The organism is Methylobacterium sp. J-078, assembly GCF_022829285.1.
Lineage (GTDB): Bacteria > Pseudomonadota > Alphaproteobacteria > Rhizobiales > Beijerinckiaceae > Methylobacterium.
Genome location: NZ_JAKSYI010000078.1, coordinates 32,816 through 53,176, shown reverse-complemented (window position 1 = coordinate 53,176; position 20,361 = coordinate 32,816). Strand labels below are relative to the sequence as shown.

14 protein-coding genes are annotated in these 20,361 nt (G+C 73.8%); 7 read left to right on the top strand and 7 right to left on the bottom strand.

Annotated elements, in window-relative coordinates:
- Positions 1-4: 4 nt before the first annotated feature.
- Both MKK58_RS13090 and ftsE read right to left on the bottom strand, forming a co-directional pair.
- Positions 5-946: a cell division protein FtsX gene (locus MKK58_RS13090; protein WP_243912466.1), complete on the bottom strand. Its 942-nt coding sequence runs from the start codon at positions 944-946 to the stop codon at positions 5-7.
- A gap of 113 nt (positions 947-1,059) precedes the next feature.
- Complete coding sequence (ftsE, locus tag MKK58_RS13085) at positions 1,060-1,809, bottom strand: cell division ATP-binding protein FtsE (protein WP_373320831.1); 750 nt, start codon at positions 1,807-1,809, stop codon at positions 1,060-1,062.
- A 167-nt stretch (positions 1,810-1,976) separates the two neighbouring features.
- Here ftsE and MKK58_RS13080 point away from each other — a divergent pair, with 167 nt between their 5' ends.
- The 5 genes from MKK58_RS13080 to MKK58_RS13060 all read left to right on the top strand — a co-directional run bounded on the left by MKK58_RS13080 (position 1,977) and on the right by MKK58_RS13060 (position 5,288).
- The gene (locus tag MKK58_RS13080; protein ID WP_243912465.1) at positions 1,977-2,783 is read left to right on the top strand and encodes a zinc-ribbon domain-containing protein; all 807 of its coding nucleotides are present in this window, start codon (positions 1,977-1,979) and stop codon (positions 2,781-2,783) included.
- A 12-nt stretch (positions 2,784-2,795) separates the two neighbouring features.
- Complete coding sequence (gene hpt / locus MKK58_RS13075; RefSeq protein ID WP_238276087.1) at positions 2,796-3,365, top strand: hypoxanthine phosphoribosyltransferase; 570 nt, start codon at positions 2,796-2,798, stop codon at positions 3,363-3,365.
- 170 nt (positions 3,366-3,535) lie between these two features.
- Positions 3,536-3,901, top strand: coding sequence for a response regulator (locus tag MKK58_RS13070; RefSeq protein ID WP_056476559.1), 366 nt, complete (start codon positions 3,536-3,538; stop codon positions 3,899-3,901).
- A gap of 53 nt (positions 3,902-3,954) precedes the next feature.
- Positions 3,955-4,989, top strand: a complete 1,035-nt coding sequence (locus MKK58_RS13065; protein WP_243912464.1) for a cysteine synthase A — start codon at positions 3,955-3,957, stop codon at positions 4,987-4,989.
- A gap of 143 nt (positions 4,990-5,132) precedes the next feature.
- Positions 5,133-5,288: a DUF3309 domain-containing protein gene (locus MKK58_RS13060; RefSeq protein ID WP_238276083.1), complete on the top strand. Its 156-nt coding sequence runs from the start codon at positions 5,133-5,135 to the stop codon at positions 5,286-5,288.
- Between the two features lie 7 nt (positions 5,289-5,295).
- Here the strand turns inward: MKK58_RS13060 and MKK58_RS13055 are convergent, their stop codons facing one another.
- Positions 5,296-6,705: a serine protease gene (locus tag MKK58_RS13055; protein WP_243912463.1), complete on the bottom strand. Its 1,410-nt coding sequence runs from the start codon at positions 6,703-6,705 to the stop codon at positions 5,296-5,298.
- Between the two features lie 175 nt (positions 6,706-6,880).
- On the opposite strand from MKK58_RS13055, the gene MKK58_RS13050 reads away from it, so the two are divergent.
- Both MKK58_RS13050 and pbpC read left to right on the top strand, forming a co-directional pair.
- A complete protein-coding gene (locus MKK58_RS13050) occupies positions 6,881-12,226 on the top strand; it encodes an alpha-2-macroglobulin family protein (RefSeq protein ID WP_243912462.1) in 5,346 nt (1,781 codons plus the stop codon).
- A 270-nt stretch (positions 12,227-12,496) separates the two neighbouring features.
- Positions 12,497-14,554 carry a penicillin-binding protein 1C gene (pbpC, locus tag MKK58_RS13045; RefSeq protein WP_243912461.1) on the top strand — a complete coding sequence of 686 codons (2,058 nt, stop codon included), beginning with the start codon at positions 12,497-12,499 and terminating at the stop codon, positions 14,552-14,554.
- A gap of 138 nt (positions 14,555-14,692) precedes the next feature.
- Here pbpC and MKK58_RS13040 read toward each other — a convergent pair whose 3' ends face one another.
- From MKK58_RS13040 to MKK58_RS13025, 4 genes are read right to left on the bottom strand one after another with little or no spacing between them, the layout of a single operon-like run.
- Positions 14,693-15,541 carry a hypothetical protein gene (locus MKK58_RS13040; protein ID WP_243912460.1) on the bottom strand — a complete coding sequence of 283 codons (849 nt, stop codon included), beginning with the start codon at positions 15,539-15,541 and terminating at the stop codon, positions 14,693-14,695.
- Complete coding sequence (locus MKK58_RS13035; protein ID WP_243912459.1) at positions 15,538-17,607, bottom strand: glycosyltransferase; 2,070 nt, start codon at positions 17,605-17,607, stop codon at positions 15,538-15,540. Before MKK58_RS13035 ends, MKK58_RS13040 begins: the two co-directional genes overlap by 4 nt.
- Complete coding sequence (locus MKK58_RS13030; RefSeq protein ID WP_313899287.1) at positions 17,604-19,628, bottom strand: glycosyltransferase; 2,025 nt, start codon at positions 19,626-19,628, stop codon at positions 17,604-17,606. Before MKK58_RS13030 ends, MKK58_RS13035 begins: the two co-directional genes overlap by 4 nt.
- Positions 19,625-20,332, bottom strand: a complete 708-nt coding sequence (locus MKK58_RS13025) for a hypothetical protein (protein ID WP_243912458.1) — start codon at positions 20,330-20,332, stop codon at positions 19,625-19,627. The genes MKK58_RS13030 and MKK58_RS13025 overlap by 4 nt, the downstream gene beginning before the upstream one ends.
- Positions 20,333-20,361 lie beyond the last annotated feature (29 nt).

Genomic DNA, 20,361 nt, shown 5'->3' with positions numbered 1-20,361 from the left:
CCCGTCAGGACAGGAAGCGCCGCACGGTCAACCGCGAGACGATGCCGGTGACCACCGAGGCGATGACGCCGATGAGGAGGACGGCGGCGTAGCCGCGCCAGCCGATGTGGAAGCTGCCGAACAGCGCCTCGATCTCCTCGCCGGCCGGTCCCGAGCGCCAGTTGCGCGCCACCAGCCCGGCCAGCGCGAAGGCCGCGATGGCCGCGCCCGACCCGATGATGCCCCCGCGCAGGCCGAGGCCGAAGAAGCGGCGCTGGAAGGCGCGGGCGATGAAATCGTCGTTGGCGCCCACGAAGTGGAGCACCTCCACCACCTCGCGGTTGCCCGCCATGGCGCCGCGCGTGGCGAAGACCACCGCGAGGCCTGTCGCCACCAGCACCAGCACGACGATGCCGATCCCGACGCCCACGAAGGTGTTGGCCGCCGTGGAGAGCCGGCGCAGCCAGAGGGCATGGTCGTCGAGGCTCGCGACCCCGGGCAGCGCCTCGGTGAGGGACGCGCGCAGGGGCTTCAGGTCCGGCGCGGTCTCGGCGAGCCTCAGGGTGACGAGGCGCGGCACCGGCAGGTCCGACAGGTCGAGGCCGCTGCCGAGCCAGGGTTCGAGCAGGCGCTCGGCCTCCGCCTTCGAGAACACCCGCACGCCGGCGATGCCGGGCGTGGCCTTGGCCAGCCCCTCGGCGCGGGCGACGTCGGCGTCGATGTCGCGCCCGGGGCTCGGGCGCACCTGGATCGTCACCTCCTGGGCCACGGTGCCCTGCCACTGGACGGCGCTGGAGGCCACGATCTCGGCCGCGCCCGCGCACAGGGCGGCCAGGAAGGTCAGGATGGCGATGACGGCGGCCAGCGCCCGGCTCGCCGCCGAATCGGTGGGCACCAGGGGGGCGTTGCGGCGCAGGGTCGGGGGCAGGGGGGCGCCGCGCGAATCCGGCGCGGCGGGCGGCCGCACCGGCGGACGGTCGCCCGTCGGCGCCCTGCCGGCCGATACTTGGCCGGCTGGTTTTTGGCCCGCCTGAGCCTTCGCCTGCGGGGCGGAGGGGGTTCCGGTCTCTCCCATCATGCCTACCGTGTCTCGACCGTTAGGCGGCCGTCGCCGAGCACGAAGCGCGGGGCCTCGACGAGGTCCATCAGGGCGAAGTCGTGGGTGGCGATGAGCACGGAGGTGCCCAGCCGGTTGAGTTCGATGAACAGGCGCAGCAGGCGCCGGCCGAGGCCCGGGTCGACGTTGCCGGTGGGCTCGTCGGCCAGCAGCAATTCGGGGCGGGCGATGAGCGCGCGGGCGATGGCGGCGCGCTGCTTCTCGCCGCCCGAGAGCAGGGGCGGCAGCACGTGCATGCGCTCGCCCAGACCTACCCAGCGCAGCAACTCGACGACCTCGGCCCGGTAGCTCGTCTCCGAGCGGCCCTGGACGCGCAAGGGCAGCGCCACGTTCTCGTAGGTGGTGAGGTGGTCGAGGAGGCGAAAATCCTGGAACACCACGCCCATGCGCCGGCGCAGGTTGGTCAGCGCCTCGCTGGAGATGCCGCTCACCTCCTCGCCGAAGACCGAGACGAGGCCCCGCGTCGGGCGCACGGAGAGCAGGATCAGGCGCAGCAGGGTGGTCTTGCCGGCGCCCGACGGCCCGGTGAGGAAGTGGAACGAGCGCGGCGCGATCTGGAAGCTGACGTCGCTCAGCACCTCCGGTCCGAGGCCGTAGCGCATGCCGACGCTCTCGAACTGGACCACCGGCTCCTCGGCCCCGGTCAGGAGCGACTGCGTGTTCACCCGATCCGCCACGGTCCCTCCCTCATGCCCGCCCGGCCGCCGGGCCATCCGCGTCCGGGCGAACCCTCGGCGTAACCCGCCGGGACACGATTACGGACCGCACGCTTCACGGATGGTTAACCGCGTTGCCCGAGAACCGTGTGAGTCTTTTTGCCCGAACCGGCAACTGCCGATCGCCACCCGAGGCGCCGATTGCCCATGTTGATCGCCTGGACATGCTGATCGTCTGCCCCGCCTGCGCCAGCGAATACCAGATCGACCTGGATCGCGTCGGCGCCGAAGGCCGCTCGGTCCGCTGCGCCGCCTGCCGCGAGACCTGGTTCATCTCCCCCGACGAGGTCTCGGCCGCCCTGGAGGCCGAGATGAGCGCGGCCATGATGGCGGCCTCCGGGACGGGTCCCGACGCGGCGGAGAGCCGCGCCTCGGCCCAGGCCGACCTCGACGCCTGGGAAGCCGCCCTGGCCCCCGAGCCGGAGCCGCCGCCGGTCGAGGAGCCGCGACCCCGGCCCCGCACCAAGCCGAAGCCCGTCAAGGCGAAGGGACGCGGCTTCCCCCTGGCCTCCCCCGGCGCCGCCCTCGGCCTCGCCCTGGTGGCCGGGCTCGGCCTCGCCGTCCTGGGACGCACCGGGGTGGTGCGGGCGATGCCCCAGAGCGCCGGGCTCTACGCCCGCGCCGGCCTGCCCGTGAACCTGCGAGGCCTCGATCTGCGCGATGTGGTGGCGTTCCAGGTTCCGGGCGAGGGCGCGCAAGGGCAGCTCGTCGTCGAGGGCGATCTGGTGGGCGTCGCCGCCGCCGGGGCCGAGGTCCCGCCCATCGCGGTCGAGGTGCGCGACGGGCGTGACCAACCCCTGTACCGCTGGCAGATCGCGCCCCCGCGCGCCACCCTGGACAAGGGCGAGACGGCGCGCTTCCGCGCGAGCCTGTCGGCCCCGCCGGCCCAGGGGCGCTCGGTGCGGGTGCATTTTGCGAATGCGGCGGACGAGACGCCCGCGAAGGGCGATGCCAGCGCGAAACACCCGTGATATGGAACGCGAATGACCAGCACTTCCCGACGCGTGCGCGTCCTCTTCGACGAAACCGCCATCGCCCGGCGCACCGAGGAACTCGCGGCCGCCATCGCCGCCGCCAATCCTGAGAACCTCCTCGTGGTGGCGGTGCTCAAGGGCAGCTTCATGTTCGCCGCCGACCTCCTGCGCGCCCTGCACCGGGTCGGGCTGGAGCCGCAGGCCGAGTTCGTCCACCTGTCGAGCTACCGGACCGCCACGGTCTCCTCGGGCCAAGTCGAGATCCTGCGCGACGTGGAGAGCGAGGTGCGCGGGCGCGACGTCCTCCTCATCGACGACATCCTCGAATCCGGCCGCACCATCGTGTTCGCCAAGGACCTGCTGATGGCGCGCGGCGCCAAGCGGGTGCTCACCGCCGTGCTGCTGGAGAAGCCCGGCAAGCGCGCCGTGACGATCGACGCGGATTTCGTCGGCTTCACCTGCCCGGACGTGTTCGTGGTCGGCTACGGCATGGATGTCGCCCATGCCTACCGGCAGCTGCCCTTCGTCGGCCTCGTGGACTACGACAGCCGCGAGCCGGACCTGTTCGGCGGCACCTGAGGCCGGCGCGCTCCGTCGCGCGGGCGGGGGAGACGCATTTCCGCCGCGGCTGCGAACAATTCGCGGCAAAACCGCCGCTGCCGCGCCGGCTGTGCCCGCCTGTCCCTTGACAGGGCGCGCCGGCCCTTGCGTGACTGAACGTCCGGATCCGAGAGAGACACAGACGCGCGATGGCCCGCATCCTCCTGGTGGATGACGAAGAGACGGTGCGGGGCTTCCTCAAGCGGGGCCTCGAGATCGACGGCCATGCCGTGGTCACGGCCAGCGACGGCAGCGACGGGCTCGACCGGCTGACCGAGGCGGACGGCGCGTTCGACCTGATGCTCACCGACATCCGCATGCCCTTGATGGACGGCATCGCCCTGGCGCTGGCGGCCAAGCGCGACTTTCCCAACCTCACCATCCTGCTGATGACGGGCTTCGCCGACCAGCGCGAGCGGGCCCGCGGCCTCGACGCCATCGTCACCGACGTGCTGACGAAGCCCTTCTCCCTGGCCGACCTGCGCTCCACGGTGAACCGGGCGCTCGCGGCCTGAGGCGCGCGGCAGCCGCCGCCTCCCGGAATCCTCAACGCGTCGGAGGCCCGCGCATGACCCCCCATCCCGACATCCTCTCGACCGTCGGCGACACGCCGCTGATCCGGCTCGCGCGCGCGTCCGAAGAGACCGGCTGCACCATCCTGGGCAAGGCCGAGTTCCTGAATCCGGGCCTGTCGGTGAAGGACCGGGCGGCCCTCTTTATGGTGCGCGAGGCCGAGGCGCGGGGCGCCATCCGCCCCGGCGGCACCATCGTGGAGGGCACGGCCGGCAACACCGGCATCGGGCTGGCGCTCGTGGCCGCGGTGCGGGGCTACCGCACCGTGATCGTCATTCCCGAGACCCAGTCCGCCGAGAAGAAGGAGACCCTGCGGCTCGCCGGGGCCCGCCTCGTCGAGGTGCCGGCGGTGCCGTTCGCCAACCCGAACAACTACGTCCACGCTGCCCGCCGGCTGGCCGCGCGCCTGGCCGAGACCGAGCCGGGCGGCGCCTTCTTCGCCGACCAGTTCGACAACGTCGCCAACCGGAAGGCGCACGTGGAGACCACCGGGCCGGAGATCCTCGCCGCCACGGAGGGCCGGGTCGACGGCTTCATCTGCGCGGCCGGCACCGGAGGCACGCTGGCGGGCACCGCGCAGGCCTTACGCGCCGTCAAGCCCGATGTGCGGATCGGGCTCGCGGATCCGGAGGGGTCGGCTCTGTACGCCCACTACACCACCGGCACGCTCAAGGCCGAGGGCTCCTCGATCACCGAAGGAATCGGCCAGGGCCGGATCACCGGGAACCTCGCGGGCTTCACGCCGGATCACGCCTACCGCATCCCGGACGCCGAGGCCCTCGCCATCGTCTTCCGCCTGATGCGTGAGGAGGGCCTGAGTCTGGGCGGCTCCTCGGGGATCAACGTCGCCGGCGCGATCCGGCTGGCCCGGGAACTCGGACCCGGCCACACCATCGTGACGATCCTGTGCGACGGCGCCGCGCGCTACGCCTCGAAGCTGTTCAACCCCGCTTTCCTGGCCGAGCGCGGCCTGCCGGTGCCGGATTGGCTCGGCCCCGCCACCGACTCGCTGCCGGATTGGCGGGCCTGATCAGGCCCAGAAAAACCGGCTTCGCAAGAAAGATGAAACGGCAGGGATTATGCCGCACGGATCGTTGAACGGAATCGCCGCGACGACGTTTGTACGGTCAAGCTCAAGCAATTCCGGTTGGGCGCGTGACGGAGTTCCCATCCATGACCCTGACCACCATTCTCCTCATCGTCCTGATCCTGATCGTTCTCGGCGGTGGAAACTTCCTCGGCGGCGGCGCTTACCGTGGTCCGAGCTTCGGCCTCGGCGGCCTGCTCGTGATCATCCTGATCGTGCTGCTCCTCACCGGGCGAATCTGAGCGCGTCTCAGGGCCGGCACGTGACGGCGACGACCGCGCCCGAGAGGGACGCGGCGGCCGCGCCGAGCGTGCCGGCGCCGGTCGCCGGCGCGGCCGCCGGCGGTGCCAGTCCCGCCTGCCCCAGGAAGGCCGCGACCGTGCCGGCCGGGACGAGCGCGTAGCTCGCCGGCGGCACCACACCTGCGACCAGGCGCGGCGCCGACGGAAAGGCCGCGACGAGGCCCGCCAGGGCACCCGACCGGTCGAGGACCGGGGCGCCCCCGGCCCCGGGCTGCAGCGGCGCCGTGATCCGCGCGCCCGCCGCGCCGGCCTCCCCCGGGGCCACCGCGACGCCCTCCGCCTCCGCGCCCAGAACCACCAGCCCTTCGCCCGCCGCGAGCGCGCCCGCGCGCAGGGCCGGAATCACCGGCGTACGGCCGGCAAGCGATGCGCTCTCCAGCAGCACCAGATCCGTCCCCGAACCGGGGACCACCCGTGCTGGCAACCCCGCGACGGTGGGCGAGCGGCAGCCGGCGAGGGCCGCCGCAGCCGTGAGCACCCGCCCCGGCGCCACGATAAGCCCGGTGGCGATGGGCGCTCTGCGCACGGGGGCCGGCAGCGGGGCCGGTGCGGACAGCGCACCGGGCGCCGGAGCCGCCGCGACCGGACCCGAAGCCGCTGCGGGCACTGCGTCGGGAAAGGGCACGAAGCTGTTGGCGATGGCGATGGCGAGCCGGTCGACCTCGCCCGCCAGCGCCTTGTCGTAGCCCAGGGTCACGCCGCGCAGGCCGGCCTCCCCGGCGGCGTAGCGGATGTAGGACTTGCCCGTGGCGGTCTCGGCCGTGACGACGAGGAAGTCGGGCCGCAGGAGCTTGTAGGTCACCCGCCGCTCGGGGGTCGGCGCGGTGACGCGGGCGAACACCGCCTCGAGCCCGGTCTCGCCGGGGGAGAAGGACTTCGTCTCGAGGGTGATGCGCCCGTCCGCGCTCTGCCAGCGGGTGCCGCCGGGCTGCGCGGTCCGCTTGGGCAGGATTCGCTCGGGCACGCCCAGCACCGCGCCGCTGGCCGCGTCCGGCTTCACCGCGAACCCCGCGGCCTTGCGCGCCGCGGCGCCCTCCTGGAGCAGGGCCGCGCGGGCCGCCGCGTCGGGCATTCCGCTCGTCCCCTTTCGCGCCGCATAGGCCTGCAGCGCCTCGTAGCTGCGTCGTCCGAAGGCGCCGCTGACCACGCTGTTGTACGCGCCGGTCCAGACCAGGGCATCCTGGAGGCCCTTGCGCTCGGCCTCCGGCAGGGCCTCGAATGCGGTCCGGGCCGCCTCGAAGGCCGGATCGGGCGCCGCCGGCTTCGGCTTGACGGGCGCCGCCTTGACGGGGGCCGGTGCGGGCGGCGTCTGAGCGGCGGCGGTCCCTGAAAGAGCCCCGATCACGATTCCGGCCATGCCCCGGATGGTCCGCCCGCGTCGCGTCATGGTCGAGTCGCGCCCCCTGCGAGATCCCGTCCGGTGTGGCAGAGCCCGGGCCTGAATTCTAGGCCGTTGCGGGCCAAGCCCGAAGTGGTACGGTTCCGCCCGGTGCCGGCACGACGCGTCGGCATCCGGGCGGCGGGGTGGAAACATGTCGGGATCGACCAGAGGCGGCTTCTGGGCCGCGCCCTTCCTGTGCGCGCTGGCCTTCTCCGGGCTGACGGCGCTGCCCGGCAAAGCCCAGTCACTGGCCCAGTCACAGACTCAGGCCCCGAATCCGGCCCTGGCCGCGCGGGCGCTGGCCAAGGTCATGCCGAAGCCGGCCTCCAAGACGTTCCTGCGCGAGGATCTCGCCAGCGACGGCGTGCGCCTCGAAGCCAGCCTGAAGAGCGAGGCGGGGACGGGGGCCGCCAAGCCGGCCGGCAAGGCCCGGGCCGAGGGCGAGGCCCTGCTGGAGGCCGAGAAGCCGGCCGAGGCCCTGAAGCCGCTCGGTCTCGCGGTGGCGGCCGAGCCCGGCGACCCCGCGAACTGGCTCGCCTATGCGCGCGCGGCCAGCGCGGTCGGCAACGACAATCAGACTGGCGATTACGCCAGCCGGCTGCGCCTGCGCCGCAACGCACGGGCCGCCGCCTATCAGGGCTACCTGCGCGCCAGCAACGCGTCGGCGGAGGCCGAGGCACTGGCCGGCCTCGGCGCGGTCCAGGCCGCCGAATCCGAGTGGCGCCCGGCGCTGGAAGCCTATCGCGCCAGCCTCGCCCTCTCTGACGACGCGGAGGTGCGCGAGACCTACGAATCCCTGCGCGCCGAGCACGGCTTCCGCATCCTCAACTACACCGTCGATTCGGATGCCGCCGCGCCCCGCATCTGCTTCCAGTTCTCCGAAGGGGTGGCGGCCAAGACCGATTTCACGCCCTACATCGCTGTCTCGGGCGCGGCCAACGCCGCCGTCACCGCCACCGGGCAGCAGGTCTGCGTCGACGGCCTCAAGCACGGCGAGCGCTACGCCTTCGTGGTGCGCTCCGGCCTGCCCTCGGCGGCGGGCGAAGGGCTGCTCAAAGCGGCGGATTACGAGGTCTATGTCCGGGACCGCTCGCCCCAGGTTCGCTTCACCGGGCGCAACTACGTTCTGCCCCGCACCGGACAGGCCGGCGTGCCCCTGGTCTCGGTGAACGCGGCCCGAATCGACGTGGAGGTGCTGCGGGTCGGCGACCGGGGCCTGCTGCCCTCGCTGCGGGCCGAGGACTTCCTGTCCCAGCTCAACGGCGCCACGGCGCGCACCATCGCCGACCAGAAGGGCCAGCGCGTCTGGAAGGGCGTGCTCGACACCGCCAAGGCCGAGCTGAACCAGGAGGCCGTCACCGCCTTCCCGGTGCTCCAGGCCGTCGGCACGCTGGAGCCCGGCATCTACATCATGCTGGCGCAGGCGAGCGGAGCGGCCGCCTCCGCCGACGAGGAGGGCGGCTACGAGCAGCAGGCCACGCAGTGGTTCGTGGTCTCGGATCTCGGGCTCACCGCCTTCAAGGGCCGCGACGGCGTCCACGTCTTCGCCCGCTCGCTCGCCTCCGCCGCGACCGTGCCCGGCGCCGAGATCCGGCTCATCGCGCGCAACAACGAAATCCTGGCCACCGCCAAGACCGACGGCCAGGGCCACGCCGCCTTCGCGCCCGGCCTCGCGCGCGGGGAGGGGGGCATCGCGCCCGGCCTCGTGGTGGCGCAGATCGGCGACGATTACGGTTTCCTCGACCTCGGCCAGTCGGCCTTCGACCTCACCGATCGCGGCGTGAAGGGCCGGCCGCAGCCCGGCGCCGTCGAGGCCTACGTGTTTCCCGAGCGCGGGGTTTACCGCTCGGGCGAGACCGTGAACCTCACCGGGCTCCTGCGCGACGCGCAAGGGGTCGCGGTGCCGGAGATCCCCCTGACCCTGGTGGTCAAGCGCCCGGACGGCGTCGAGTACCGCCGCGCCCAGGTCGCGGATGCAGGCCTCGGCGGGCGCGCCCTCGCCCTGCCGCTGATGCCGGGCGCGCCGCACGGCACCTGGCGGGTGGCGGCCTACACAGACCCGAAGGCGCCGGCCATCGGCGAGGCGAGCTTCCTCGTGGAGGATTACGTCCCCGAACGCCTGGAGGTGACGCTGTCGAGTGCGGCGCCGACGCTGACGAAGGGCGCGCCCGCCACCATCGACGTGGCCGCACGCTACCTCTACGGCGCGCCGGGCGCCGGCCTCGAGGTCTCCGGCACCGTGCTGGTGCAGCAGGCGGCCGGCAACGGCATCAAGGGGCTCGAGGGCTTCTCGGTCGGCCTCGACGACGAGCGCGTGGAAGCCGCCTCCACCGAGATCGAGGCCCGCGCCACCACGGACGCCACCGGCAAGGCCCGCCTCGTGGTGCCGGTGCAGGCGCTCGCCGCCCCGCGCCCCGTCGAGGCGAAGATCACCCTGCAGGTCGGCGAGCCGGGCGGGCGTGCCTTAAGCCGCAGTCTCACCCTGCCGATCCTGCCCGAGGGACCGGTGCTCGCCATCCGCAAGGGGTTCGGCGGCGACCTCACCGAGGGCAGCGTCGCCGGCTTCGACGTGGTCATGGCCGCCCCCGACGGGCAGCGCCTCGCGCAGGGCAACGTCGCCTGGACGCTCCAGCGCGTGGAGAAGACCTATCAATGGTACCGCGAGGGTGGGCGCTGGTCCTACGAGCCGGTCACCAGCACCCGGCGCGTCGCCGACGGCCGCCTCGACCTGACCCCCGATGCGCCGGGCCGCGTCAGCGCCACGGTGAGCTACGGCACCTACCGGCTGGAGGCGAGCGTGTCGGGCCGCCCGGCGGCTACCGCGAGCGTGACCTTCACGGTGGGCTGGAGCGGCGGTGAGACGGCGGACGTGCCGGACCTCCTGGACCTGCGCCTCGACAAGGCGGCCTACGCCGCCGGCGAGACGCTTCACGCCCGCCTGCAGCCGAAGTTCAAGGGACAGGCGACGCTGGCCGTGGTCAGCGACAAGCTGCACGCGCTCCTCACGGTCGACGTGCCGGCCGCCGGCACCACCGTGGACATCCCGGTGAAGGCCGAGTGGGGGTCGGGCGCCTACCTCGTCGCCACCGCCTACCGGCCCCTCGACCAGGCGGCCAAGCGCCTGCCGGGCCGGGCGCTGGGCGTGGCCTGGTTCGGGGTCGACCGGGACAGCCGCACCCTCGGCGTCACCCTGACGGCGCCGGCCAAGGTGCGCCCGCGCGAGACCCTCACCCTGCCGATCCAGCTCGCCGGCCTCAAATCCGGCGAGGAGGCCCGGGTCGGCGTGGCGCTGGTGGATGTCGGCATCCTGAATCTCACCCGCTACGAGGCGCCGAACCCGTTCGGTTACTTCTTCGGCCAGAAGGCGCTGGGCCCCGAGATCCGCGACCTCTACGGATACCTCATCGACGGCATGCAGGGGACGCTCGGCGCCATCCGTTCCGGTGGCGACGGCGGGGCGGCGGAACTCGCCGATTCGCCCCCGACCCAGGCGCCGCTGGCGCTCTATTCCGGGCCGATCACCGTCGGCCCCGACGGCCGGGCGAGCGTCAGCTTCCCCCTGCCGGCCTTCAACGGTACCGGCCGGGTGATGGTCACCGCCTGGAGCCGCGCGAAGGTGGGCGCGGCCCAGGCCGACGTGATCATCCGCGATCCCGTCGTCCTCACCGGAACCCTGCCGCGCTTCCTCAACGTCGGCGACCGCTCGCGCTTCCACGTCGCCATCGACAACGTGGAGGGGCAGGCCGGCGACTACACGGTGGACCTCGATCTCGCCGGCTCCGTCCTGGTCGGCGCCGAGGCGGTGCACAGGACCCTGCGCCTGGAGGCGGGCGCCAAGGGCGCGCTGGTGATCCCCATCACCGCCGCCGGGCCGGGCCTGTCGCGGATCGACCTGACCCTGCGGGGCCCCGGCCTGCCCGAGGGCGTCGGCCAGAGCTTTGCCCTGAACATCGGCCCCGGCACGGGGGCACTCGCCCGCCGCTCCGTGCAGACCCTCGAACCCGGCGCCAGCCTGAAGCTCTCGGATGAGCTCCTGGCCGACATCCTGCCCGGCACCGGCACGGTCTCGCTCTCGGCCTCGAATCTGGCCGGCATCGACGTGCCGGCCCTGCTCCAGTCCCTCGACCGCTATCCCTACGGCTGCTCCGAGCAGACGGTCAGCCGCGCGATGCCGCTCCTCTACGTCAACCGCCTCGCGGCCCTCGACAAGCTGGGTCTCGACACACAAGCCGACGAGCGCGTGCGCCAAGCGATCGAGCGCGTGCTCGGCCGCCAGAACGGGGCGGGCGATTTCGGGCTCTGGTCCACGGACGGGGCCAGCGACACCTGGCTCAACGCCTACGTCACCGACTTCCTGACCCGGGCCCGCGAGCGCGGCTTCGCCGTGCCCCAGACCGCCTTCGCCAACGCCCTCGACCGCCTGCGCAACGCGGTCGCCAACACCACGGAGGTCGGCGAGGGCGGCATGGACATCGCCTACGCGGCCTATGTGCTCGCCCGCAACGGCCGGCCCGTGATGGGCGACCTGCGCTACCTCGCCGACACCAAGCTCGCGGCCTTCGCCACGCCGCTCGCGCGGGGACAGATCGCTGCCGCCCTGGCCCTGCTGGGGGATCGCGGCCGGGCCGCCAAGGCGTTCACCGCCGCGATGGCCGGCTTCCGGGAGACGCCCGCGAGCCCGGGCTACCGACCGGATTACGGCTCGCGCCTGCGCGACGGCGCCGGCCTCCTGGCGCTGGCCGCCGAGACGGGGCTCGCCCGCGACAGCATCCAGCCGCTGGGCGCGCTCATCGCGGCCGAGCGCGCCAGCGGCCGGCCGACCAGCACCCAGGAGGAGGCCTGGATGGTGCTGGCCGCCGAAGGCCTGAGCGCGGAGTCCGACGCTCTGCGCTTCACCCTGGACGGCCGCCCCGAGAGCGGCGCCGTGGCGCGCAGCTACCGGGCCGCCGCCCTGGACGGCAAACCCGTCACCCTGGTCAATGCCGGCAACCAGCCCGTGCAGGCCGTGGTCAGCGTCTCCGGCAACCCGATCGCGCCGGAGCCGGCGGAGGCGCGCGGCTACACGATCGAGCGGCGCTACCACCGCCTCGACGGGACGCCGGTCGACCTCGCTCAAGGGATCCGCCAGAACGACCGCCTCGTGGTGGTGCTCACCGTGACCGAGGCCAAGGCCAGCGCCGGGCGCCTCCTCCTCGTCGACCGCCTGCCCGCCGGCCTGGAGATCGACAGTCCGAAGCTCCTCGACGCCGACGCGCTGACTGGGCTCGCCTTCGCCAAATCGGACGTGGCCCCCGTCCACACCGAGTTCCGCGACGACCGCTTCGTGGCGGCCTACGAGCGGACCCCCGCGCAATCGGCCTTCTTCCGGGTCGCCTACACCGTGCGGGCGGTCTCGCCCGGCACCTACGTCCACCCGGCCGCCACCATCGAGGACATGTACCGGCCGGAGCGGTTCGGGCGCACGGGATTCGGTGCGATGTCGGTGAGCGCGAAGTAGGCTGTGGAGACGGGGCGCGTCGATCCTCTCAGGTTCAAAAGGGGGCATCGGGCACGGCTCGACGCGGCCCTCCTCCCCCTTGTGGGGAGGAGTTGGAGGTGGGGGTGGCGCCGCCAGCCGCCGCACCATCAGGGTCACCCAACCACCCCCACCCCTGGCCCCTCCCCACAAGGGGGAGGGGGACGCGCTTTCACTGGCGATGGCGCTACCGCCTTACCGGTCACACCGCGATCATCCTTCTCCGCAAAATGGACCGGATGCCTTGCGCTCGTGGCGGGTCTCCTCTTCCTCCTCCTCCCGACCCTCGCCCTCTGGCGCTTCGTCGACACCCTCCCACCCCTCGACCTCACCCAGGCCCAGCTCCGCTCCACCGTGGTGCTCGACCGGGAGGGACGTCTGCTGCGCCCCTTCGCCACCGCCGACGGGCGCTGGCGCCTGCCGGTGACGGGATCCCAGGTCGATCCGCGCTTCCTGGCGATGCTCACCGCCTACGAGGACCGGCGCTTCGCATCCCATCCCGGCATCGATCCGGCCGCGACGCTGCGGGCGGCGGGGCAGTGGCTCACGGCGGGGCGCATCGTCTCGGGGGGCTCGACCCTGTCGATGCAGGTGGCCCGCCTCGTCGAGCCCCGCGCCGAGCGCTCGCTCGCCGCCAAGCTCCGCCAGATGGTGCGCGCGGTGCAACTGGAGCGGCGCCTCGGCAAGGACGGGGTGCGCGACCTCTACCTCGCGCTCGCCCCCTATGGCGGCCCCGTCGAGGGCGTGCGGGCGGCGAGTCTGGCCTATTTCGGGCGGGAACCCGCGCGGCTGTCCTTCGCCGAGAGCGCGCTCCTCGTCGCCCTGCCGCAGGCGCCGGAAGCGCGGCGGCCGGACCGCTTTCCCCACGCCGCCCGGCGGGCCCGCGACCGGGTGCTCGACATAGCGGCCCGGCAGGGCGTGATCACGGCCGCCGAGGCGCAGGCCGCCCGCGCCGAGTCGGTGCCGACGCTGCGAAGACCCTTCCCGATGCTGGCCGCCCACGCGGCGGAGGCGGCGCACGTCGCCGACCCGGCCGCGCAGGTGGTCCGCCTCACCCTCGACGGCCGCCTGCAGGCGAGCCTCGAGACCCTGGCCACCGAGCGCGCGGCCGCCCTGGGGCCGGGAATCTCGGCGGCGATCCTCGCTATCGACAACCGCACCGGCGCGGTCCTGGCCCAGGTCGGCAGCCCCGGCTACCTCGATGCGAGCCGTGCGGGTGCCATCGACATGACCGGCGCGATCCGCTCGCCCGGCTCCGCCCTCAAGCCCTTCATCTACGCGCTGGCCTTCGAGACGGGGCTGGCCCATCCCGAGACGCAGCTCGACGACCGGCCCGTGCGCTTTGCCGGCGCCTACGCCCCGGAGAATTTCGACCTCGGCTACCAGGGCACGGTGACGGCGCGGCGCGCCCTCCAGCTCTCCCTGAACGTGCCGGCGGTGGACCTGCTGGAGGCGGTCGGCCCCGCCCGGTTCATCGCGCGCCTGCGGGCGGGCGGCGCCCGCGTCGATCTCCCCCGCGACACCGCGCCGGGCCTGCCGGTGGCCCTCGGCGGCCTCGGCATCACCCTCACCGACCTCGCCCGGCTGTTTTCGGGGTTGGCCCGGCAGGGATTGGTGCCGAACGTGGTGCGCCGCCTCGACGGGCCGCCCGCCGAGGCGGCCCCGGAGGCCCGCATCACGGAGGCCGTCGCCGCCTGGTACGTCGCCGACACCCTGCGCGGCGCGCCCCCGCCGGAGAACGCCCTGGCGGGCCGGATCGCCTACAAGACCGGTACCTCCTACGGCTACCGGGACGCCCTGGCGGTGGGGTTCGACCGGCGCGTCGCGATCGCGGTCTGGGTCGGGCGGCCGGACGGCAACGCCGTGCCGGGCCTCGTCGGCCGGGTGGTCGCGGCGCCGATCCTGTTCGACGCCTTCGCGCGCTTCGGCGGCGAGCCCGACCCCGTGCCGATGCCGCGCGACGCCCTGGTGACGACCACGGCCGGCCTGCCGCCCCCCTTGCGCCACATCCGGCGGGACATTCCCAAGACCCTGTCGGCCGCCCTGGGCGGTACCCTGAAGATCGCCTACCCGCCGGACGGCGCCCGCATCGACCTCGGCCTCTCGGAGCCCGAGCCGGCGCCCCCGGCGAGCCTCGCCCTGAAGGCCCTCGGCGGCGTGCCCCCGCTCACCTGGATGGTCGATGGCCTGCCGGTGGCGGGCGGCGCCCGGCGCCAATCGGCCTGGGCGCCGGAGGGGGCCGGGTTCGCCCGCATCTCGGTGATGGACGCCACGGGGGCCAGCGACAGCGTCGTGGTGCGCCTCGAATGATACGTCATCCGCTTGATCAGAGCGGATGACGTATCAGCAAGCCCGCGCGGCGCTTGAGCGAAGCCCAAATCCGCCATCCCGAACGCGATCCCGCAGGGATCGCCGGAAGGGATCAAACGGATTTGGAATGAGCGATCCTCACCCGATCGCGAGCGCCCCGGCGGGCGCGACGTGCAGCACGTGCGGGCGCTCGGTCAGCACGTCCCAGATCCGCGCCTCGGCGTAGCGCAGGAGCACCGTGCCGTCCGGGCCCGGGCCGTGAAAGCACTGCTCCAGGGCGAGGATCAGGGTCGGGCGAGGCGGGTGCGGACCCGCCAGGGTGTCGATGGCCAGGGTGACGGCATCGGCGGCGGCCTCGGGAAAGATCTCGAAGCTCCGGACCAGCCCCTCGATCTCGCCGCCGTCGAGGAGGAGGAGGAGGCAGAGCCGGGGCACGTGGGTGGGGCAGGCCGAGACCGGCACGTCGCGCCGCAGGGTCAGGGCGAAGCGCGCCGCGCCCTCCGCCGGATAGGTCCAGCGCTGGGCCTCGCGCACGCCCTGGAGGGGCACCCAATCGGCCGGCTCGGCGGAGGAGGGGACCGCGATCCGCCCCTCCGCCCGGCCGTCCCTCCGGTAATGCAGCAGCGGGTTCACGCCGGCCACGCCGATATCGGGGTAGCGGGCGACGTACATCCGGGTGCTGAAGCCCGGATTCGGGTCGAGCCCGGCCTTGGCGCCCACGCGCAGGTAGTGGCGCACGGGGTCGAGCCGGGTCCGGCCGCTCTGGCGGAGATAGAAGGCGGTGTCGAAGTCGGGGGCGGGGTCGCGCGCCTCCGCCACCCCGCGCCGGACGTAGTGCAGGTAGGGGTCGATGCCCGAGCGCGCGACGTCCGGGTAGGTCGCCCGGTAATGGCCTTCGTCGAACAGCTTCGGCACACGGCCGAGGGTCAGGCGGCGATACAGGGCGGTGGCCGCGCGCACGACGCGGAGGCGGAGCGGGCTGGTCATGCGAAAACCGGTGCCTCGCAGAGTCGGCGCAGGATCGCCCGGTAGGCGTCCGCGTCGCATTCGCGGCCGACCTGGTCGAGCCCGGCGCGCTGCACCCGCGCCCATTCGTCCGCATCCTCGTGAAGGTCCACGAGGCCCCGGGTGAACCCCTCCGGATCGTGCCAGTCCCGGACCCGGTAGCCGGTCCCGTCCGGCCAGCCCATCTGGCCGGCGAGGATCGGCGTCACCAGTCCGGGCAGGCCCCGCGTCACGGTCTCCAGCACCTTGTGCGGGAGGCCGGCGGCGTAGCGCGTCGGTGCCAGGGCGACCCGGGCCGCGTCCAGCGCCGGCCCCGGGTCGTCGACCCGGCCGAGCACGGTGACGCCGGGGCGGGACAGGCGCTCGGCGATGGAGGGCGCCACGGTGCCGATGATCGTGAGATGCGCGTCGGGCAGCGCCGCGCGCAGGCGCTCCCAGACATGGCCGAAGAACCAGTCGAGGGAATCGATGTTGGGCTCGCCCTCGCGGGCGAGCGAGCCGATGAAGACGAAGCCCCGCCGGGCCGAGAAACCGGGCGCGTCGGCGTGCGGTGCCCGGACATCCGGCGCCTGGACGTGGCCGAGCACCACCGGGTCGGGGACGCCGGCCCGGCGCAGCAGCCGCGCATCGGCCTCCGAGACGCAGACGACGTGGTCGGCCGCCGCCGCCTGCCGGATCTCCTCCGCCGAGGCCCGAGCCAGGCCCGGCCCGGAGGCCGGGCGGCCGTTGAGGGCGTCGACCACGAATTCGCGTAGGGCGTAGAGGGATTCGGAATCGAACACCACGCGGCTGCGCCCGACGTCGCGGGGCGTCAGGCCCAGGTCCCGCAGGACCTCGCAGACCATCCGGATATGGGGCGGCCGGCTGACCCAGAGCACGTCGTAGAAGCCGGCGCGTTCCGTGACGAGGCGGCGGAATCCCTCGCGGCCGCAGGGCTCGATCACCTCGATGCGGTCCGAGAGGTCGCGGTAGGTGGCCGCCGGCTCCTCGCGCTCGCCGTAGACCGAGCAGAGCGTCACCGCGTAGCCGAGCTCCGCCATGGCGTTGAGGATCGTGTTGGCGCGCGGGAGCCCGGCCCCGAGGTCCTGGTGCGGCGCCCGGTCGTCCACGTAGAGGACCCGCAGGGCGAAGGGCGCATCGTCCCGGGGGGCGAAGCCACTACGCGGCGGTCCCTGCCCGAACAGCCAGGTCCCGTGGCGCTCGCGGAAGCGCGCGCGGTTCCGGTCGAGCAGCGCCTCCACGTCGGAGCGCCGGACGCTGGTGGCGTTCTCCACGTGGATCGCGATGGCGCGCGGCTGGTAGACCACCCGCCGGCCGGCCTGCTGGCAGCGCAGGCAGAGGTCCGTGTCCTCGAAATAGGCCGGCGCGAAGCGGTCGTCGAAGCCGCAGAGTTCGGCGAACAGCCCGGCCTCGATCATCAGGACCGCACCCGAGACGTAGCCGACGTCGCGGGCATAGGACGCCTCGGGGGCGAAAGGGTCGAGCCCGCCCCGCCCGTACGGATGGGTCAGCTGCGGGTCGTCCTGGAAGCCGGCGCCGGCCTCCTGCAGGATGCCGCCGGGAAAGACGAGCCGCGCGCCCGCGATGCCGACGTCGTCGGCCTGCGCGAACGCCGCCACCAGGGCGTCGAGGGCCCCCGGCATCAGGTCGACGTCGGGATTGAGGAACAGGAGGTAGCGCCCGCGCGCCTCGGCCGCGCCCTGGTTGCAGGCCGGGCCGAAGCCGACATTCTGGGCGTTTCGCAGAATGCGCGCGCCGTCGATCCGCCCGAACAGCGTGGCCGTCTCGGGGTCGGAGGCGTTGTCGACCAGGATGACCTCGAAGCGCACGCCCGCGACGGCTTGCTGGGCGGCGAGTTTCGTCAGGGTCCAGGCCAGGAGGTGGCGGGCGCCCCGCGACACCATCACCACGGAGATCGTCGGTGCCGATTCCGCGCGGAACGCGATGCGCACGTCGTTGAGGAACAGGGCGTTCCAGATCAGGGCCGCCTCGACCAGGGCCGCCTTGCGCCCCGAGGGGGCGTCGAGGATGTCGGGCGCGGCCATCATGGCGGGCTCTCCTGGGGAACGGGCGCCTCGGCCACGATCCGGATGCGGCCGACGAGGTCGTCGTGCAGGACCAGGATGGTCCCCGGCCCCGCCTGCTCCGTGAGCCCCGTGAAGGTCACGGCGGCCGGGGCGCGGGGCAGGTCGGGCCGGCGCGCCCCGTAGGCGAGGTCCGGCGCGGCGTTCAGGGGCGTGACCCGCTCCAGGAGGAGCGCCCGCGTCGGCGCGCCGATGAGGAAGGCGGCATTGGGGTGGGTGCCGGTGACGAGGTGGCGCGGCAGCGACAGGGCGAGGATCGCGCCGCTGCCGGTGAGCCCGACGAGGCGCGCTTCGGCCTCCCAATCGGCCGCGATCCCGGCGAGCTGCGTCGCGATCTCCGCGCGCAAGGCGGTGGGCAGGCGCGGGTCGCGCACCCATTCGGGCGCGAGGGCGAGGTCGAGGCCCGCGAGACCGGCATCGGGCGCGGCCTCGGTGGAGCCGGGCCCGGGTTTCGCGAACCAGCGTCGCCGGAGCGGGGAATAGGGCCCGGCGCCCGGCGGTGGACCGCGCTCCGTCGCCACGAGCCGGCCGCGCTCGGGATCGTCGGTCAGGTTCGAGCGCAGGGAGGTCTCGCGGGTCAGGGTGCCGCCCGCGAGGGTGACGGTTTCCCACGTCGCTTGGGCATCCGGGAGCCGGCCGGCGGACGAGGCGCCACCGGGCTCCCTCTCCTGGAAGGAGAGGGTTGGGGTGAGGTGTGGTGCATCTCCGGATAGGTCACGCACCTCACCCTGTCCCTCTCCTTCCAGGAGAGGGGACCCGCGATGCCCGCGCGATGAAGGAATGCCGTCGTCTTCCGGGAAAGCGGAGTCGCTATGATCCAGCCGTCCGAGGCTGTCCTGTGCGAGCATCGCCAGCAGGTCCGCCTCCGCCGCGTCCGCGATCGCGTTGTAGCCGGCGAGCAGGTCGGCGCAGGCCCGGGTCAGCCGCGCGAGGGCCTCGGCATCCGTGACCAGCGCCAGGACCGCGTCCCGGACCTCCTCCGCTGTGCGCGCGCGATGCTCCGGCACGACCGGGTCGAAGCCCTCGAAGCCGAGGCCCGTGCCCACCACCGGCTTGCCGAAGGACAGCGCCTCCGCGACCTTCATCTTGAGGCCGCTGCCCATCAGCATCGGCGCGACCACCAGGTCGACCGCGTCGTAGAAATCCTCCAGCCGCGCCACGTAGCCGGCCAGCCGGATTCCGGGGCCGGGGGCCTGCCCGAAGCTGGCGCTGATCTCGCCCGCGATCACGAGTTCGGGCCGGTCCGGGGTCCAGCCCTCCGACCAGGTCGCGGCGAAGCGCCGGATCGAGAACAGGTTCGGGTCGTTGCCGTGGCCGATGAAGCCGATGCGGGCGAGGCGCGCCGGGGTCGCGAAGGGGCGGTGCGCGGGAAAGCGCGGCGGCAGGAGGTGGACGCTGCGGTCGGTGATCGTGCGGAAGTAGGCCGCTTCCTCCGACTGGATCGCCAGGGCGATGTCGGCGCGGGCGAGGCCCGCCGCCTCGCCGGCCCGGTCGGTGTAGAAGAAGTTCGGCTCGGCCCGGAACGGGCGGTACTGGCGCTGCCGGTCGGCGAAGCGGTCGTGGGTGTCGACGAGCCGGAGCATCCCCGGCGGCGCGGCCCCGAGGGCCCGCGACAGGAACACGTAGTTCATCAGGATCGCGCGGGTCTCGGGGTAGGCCTGACCGTACCAGGCCACGAAGTCGTCGAGCGCCTCGGGGCACCAATCGTCGATGGTAAAGCAGCGCGCGCGGGTGGTGAGCGGGATGGTGGCGCGGGGCTCGATCCGGAAGGTGTGGCGGAACAGCCCGGCCGCCTCGGCCGCGTCGGTGGGGGGATGCTGGCCGAACCGGCGGTAGATCTGGTCCTCGTGCGCGTAATACGCCAGATCGACGGCGAATCCTCCGCGCTGGAGCGCCGTGCAGGTGGTGAGCAGCCGGCGCCGGTTGCCGGCGCTGGTGGGGAAGGCCGGCATCGGCGCGACCACGAGAATCGCGGGGGCGCTCACCGGCGGCCCCCGGCCTGCAGAGCGGCGGCCGTGGCGGTTCCGGCCCCGAGCAGCAGGGCGGCCTCGACGGGGGCGTCCCGCGGGGTGCCCCAGGCCGGCGCCAGGGTGAGGCTCGCCTCCGGGGCGGGGCCGAAGCGCAGGGTGGCCTGGGCGACGCGGGCGCAGCTCCAGGTCGTCCGGGACCGGATCAGCAGATAGTTCGGCACGCTGGCGCCACTGAGCGTCGCGGCGCCGTCGCCGTCGCGCGCCAGGGTGAGGCGCGGGGCGTTCGCCGGTACGGGGGCGTCCGCGACGGCCGGCGCCAGCAGGGTGAACAGCGTCGCCAGGGCGTCGAGGGTCTCCGGCGTCACCGCCGCCAGCACGGCGCCGCCGAGGGCCCCCCGCTCGGGGTGCGTCAGCTCGGCGACGGGACGCGGACGCGGGCAGGCGATCGCCACGTCACGAAAATGCGTCTCCAGGGTCAGGGCGCCGCCCTCGGCGAGGACGGCCTGCGCGTCGTGCAGCACGAGGAGCCCGGCGGGATCGGGCTCGGCTCCCCCGAAGCCGGTGAAGGCCCAGGTGAGCAGGCGCAATCCGGCCGGCGCGGTGATGCCGAGGGGGATCGGCAGGTCGGTGGCCACCGGGTAGCGGCAGACCAGCACGCCGTTGCCCGCCGCGAACAGGCGGCCTTCCGTGTGGTCTGAACTGGCGGGGGTGGCGGTCATGCGGCCTTGGGACTGAGGGTGGCTCGTGT

Coding starts and splice junctions, on each gene's coding strand:
- ftsE (WP_373320831.1), bottom strand. CDS start 1,809: ATGGCCCGGCGGCCGGGCGGGCATGAGGGAGGGACCGTGGCGGATCGG.
- MKK58_RS13080 (WP_243912465.1), top strand. CDS start 1,977: ATGCTGATCGTCTGCCCCGCCTGCGCCAGCGAATACCAGATCGACCTG.
- hpt (WP_238276087.1), top strand. CDS start 2,796: ATGACCAGCACTTCCCGACGCGTGCGCGTCCTCTTCGACGAAACCGCC.
- MKK58_RS13070 (WP_056476559.1), top strand. CDS start 3,536: ATGGCCCGCATCCTCCTGGTGGATGACGAAGAGACGGTGCGGGGCTTC.
- MKK58_RS13065 (WP_243912464.1), top strand. CDS start 3,955: ATGACCCCCCATCCCGACATCCTCTCGACCGTCGGCGACACGCCGCTG.
- MKK58_RS13060 (WP_238276083.1), top strand. CDS start 5,133: ATGACCCTGACCACCATTCTCCTCATCGTCCTGATCCTGATCGTTCTC.
- MKK58_RS13055 (WP_243912463.1), bottom strand. CDS start 6,705: ATGGCCGGAATCGTGATCGGGGCTCTTTCAGGGACCGCCGCCGCTCAG.
- MKK58_RS13050 (WP_243912462.1), top strand. CDS start 6,881: ATGTCGGGATCGACCAGAGGCGGCTTCTGGGCCGCGCCCTTCCTGTGC.
- MKK58_RS13040 (WP_243912460.1), bottom strand. CDS start 15,541: ATGACCAGCCCGCTCCGCCTCCGCGTCGTGCGCGCGGCCACCGCCCTG.
- MKK58_RS13035 (WP_243912459.1), bottom strand. CDS start 17,607: ATGATGGCCGCGCCCGACATCCTCGACGCCCCCTCGGGGCGCAAGGCG.
- MKK58_RS13025 (WP_243912458.1), bottom strand. CDS start 20,332: ATGACCGCCACCCCCGCCAGTTCAGACCACACGGAAGGCCGCCTGTTC.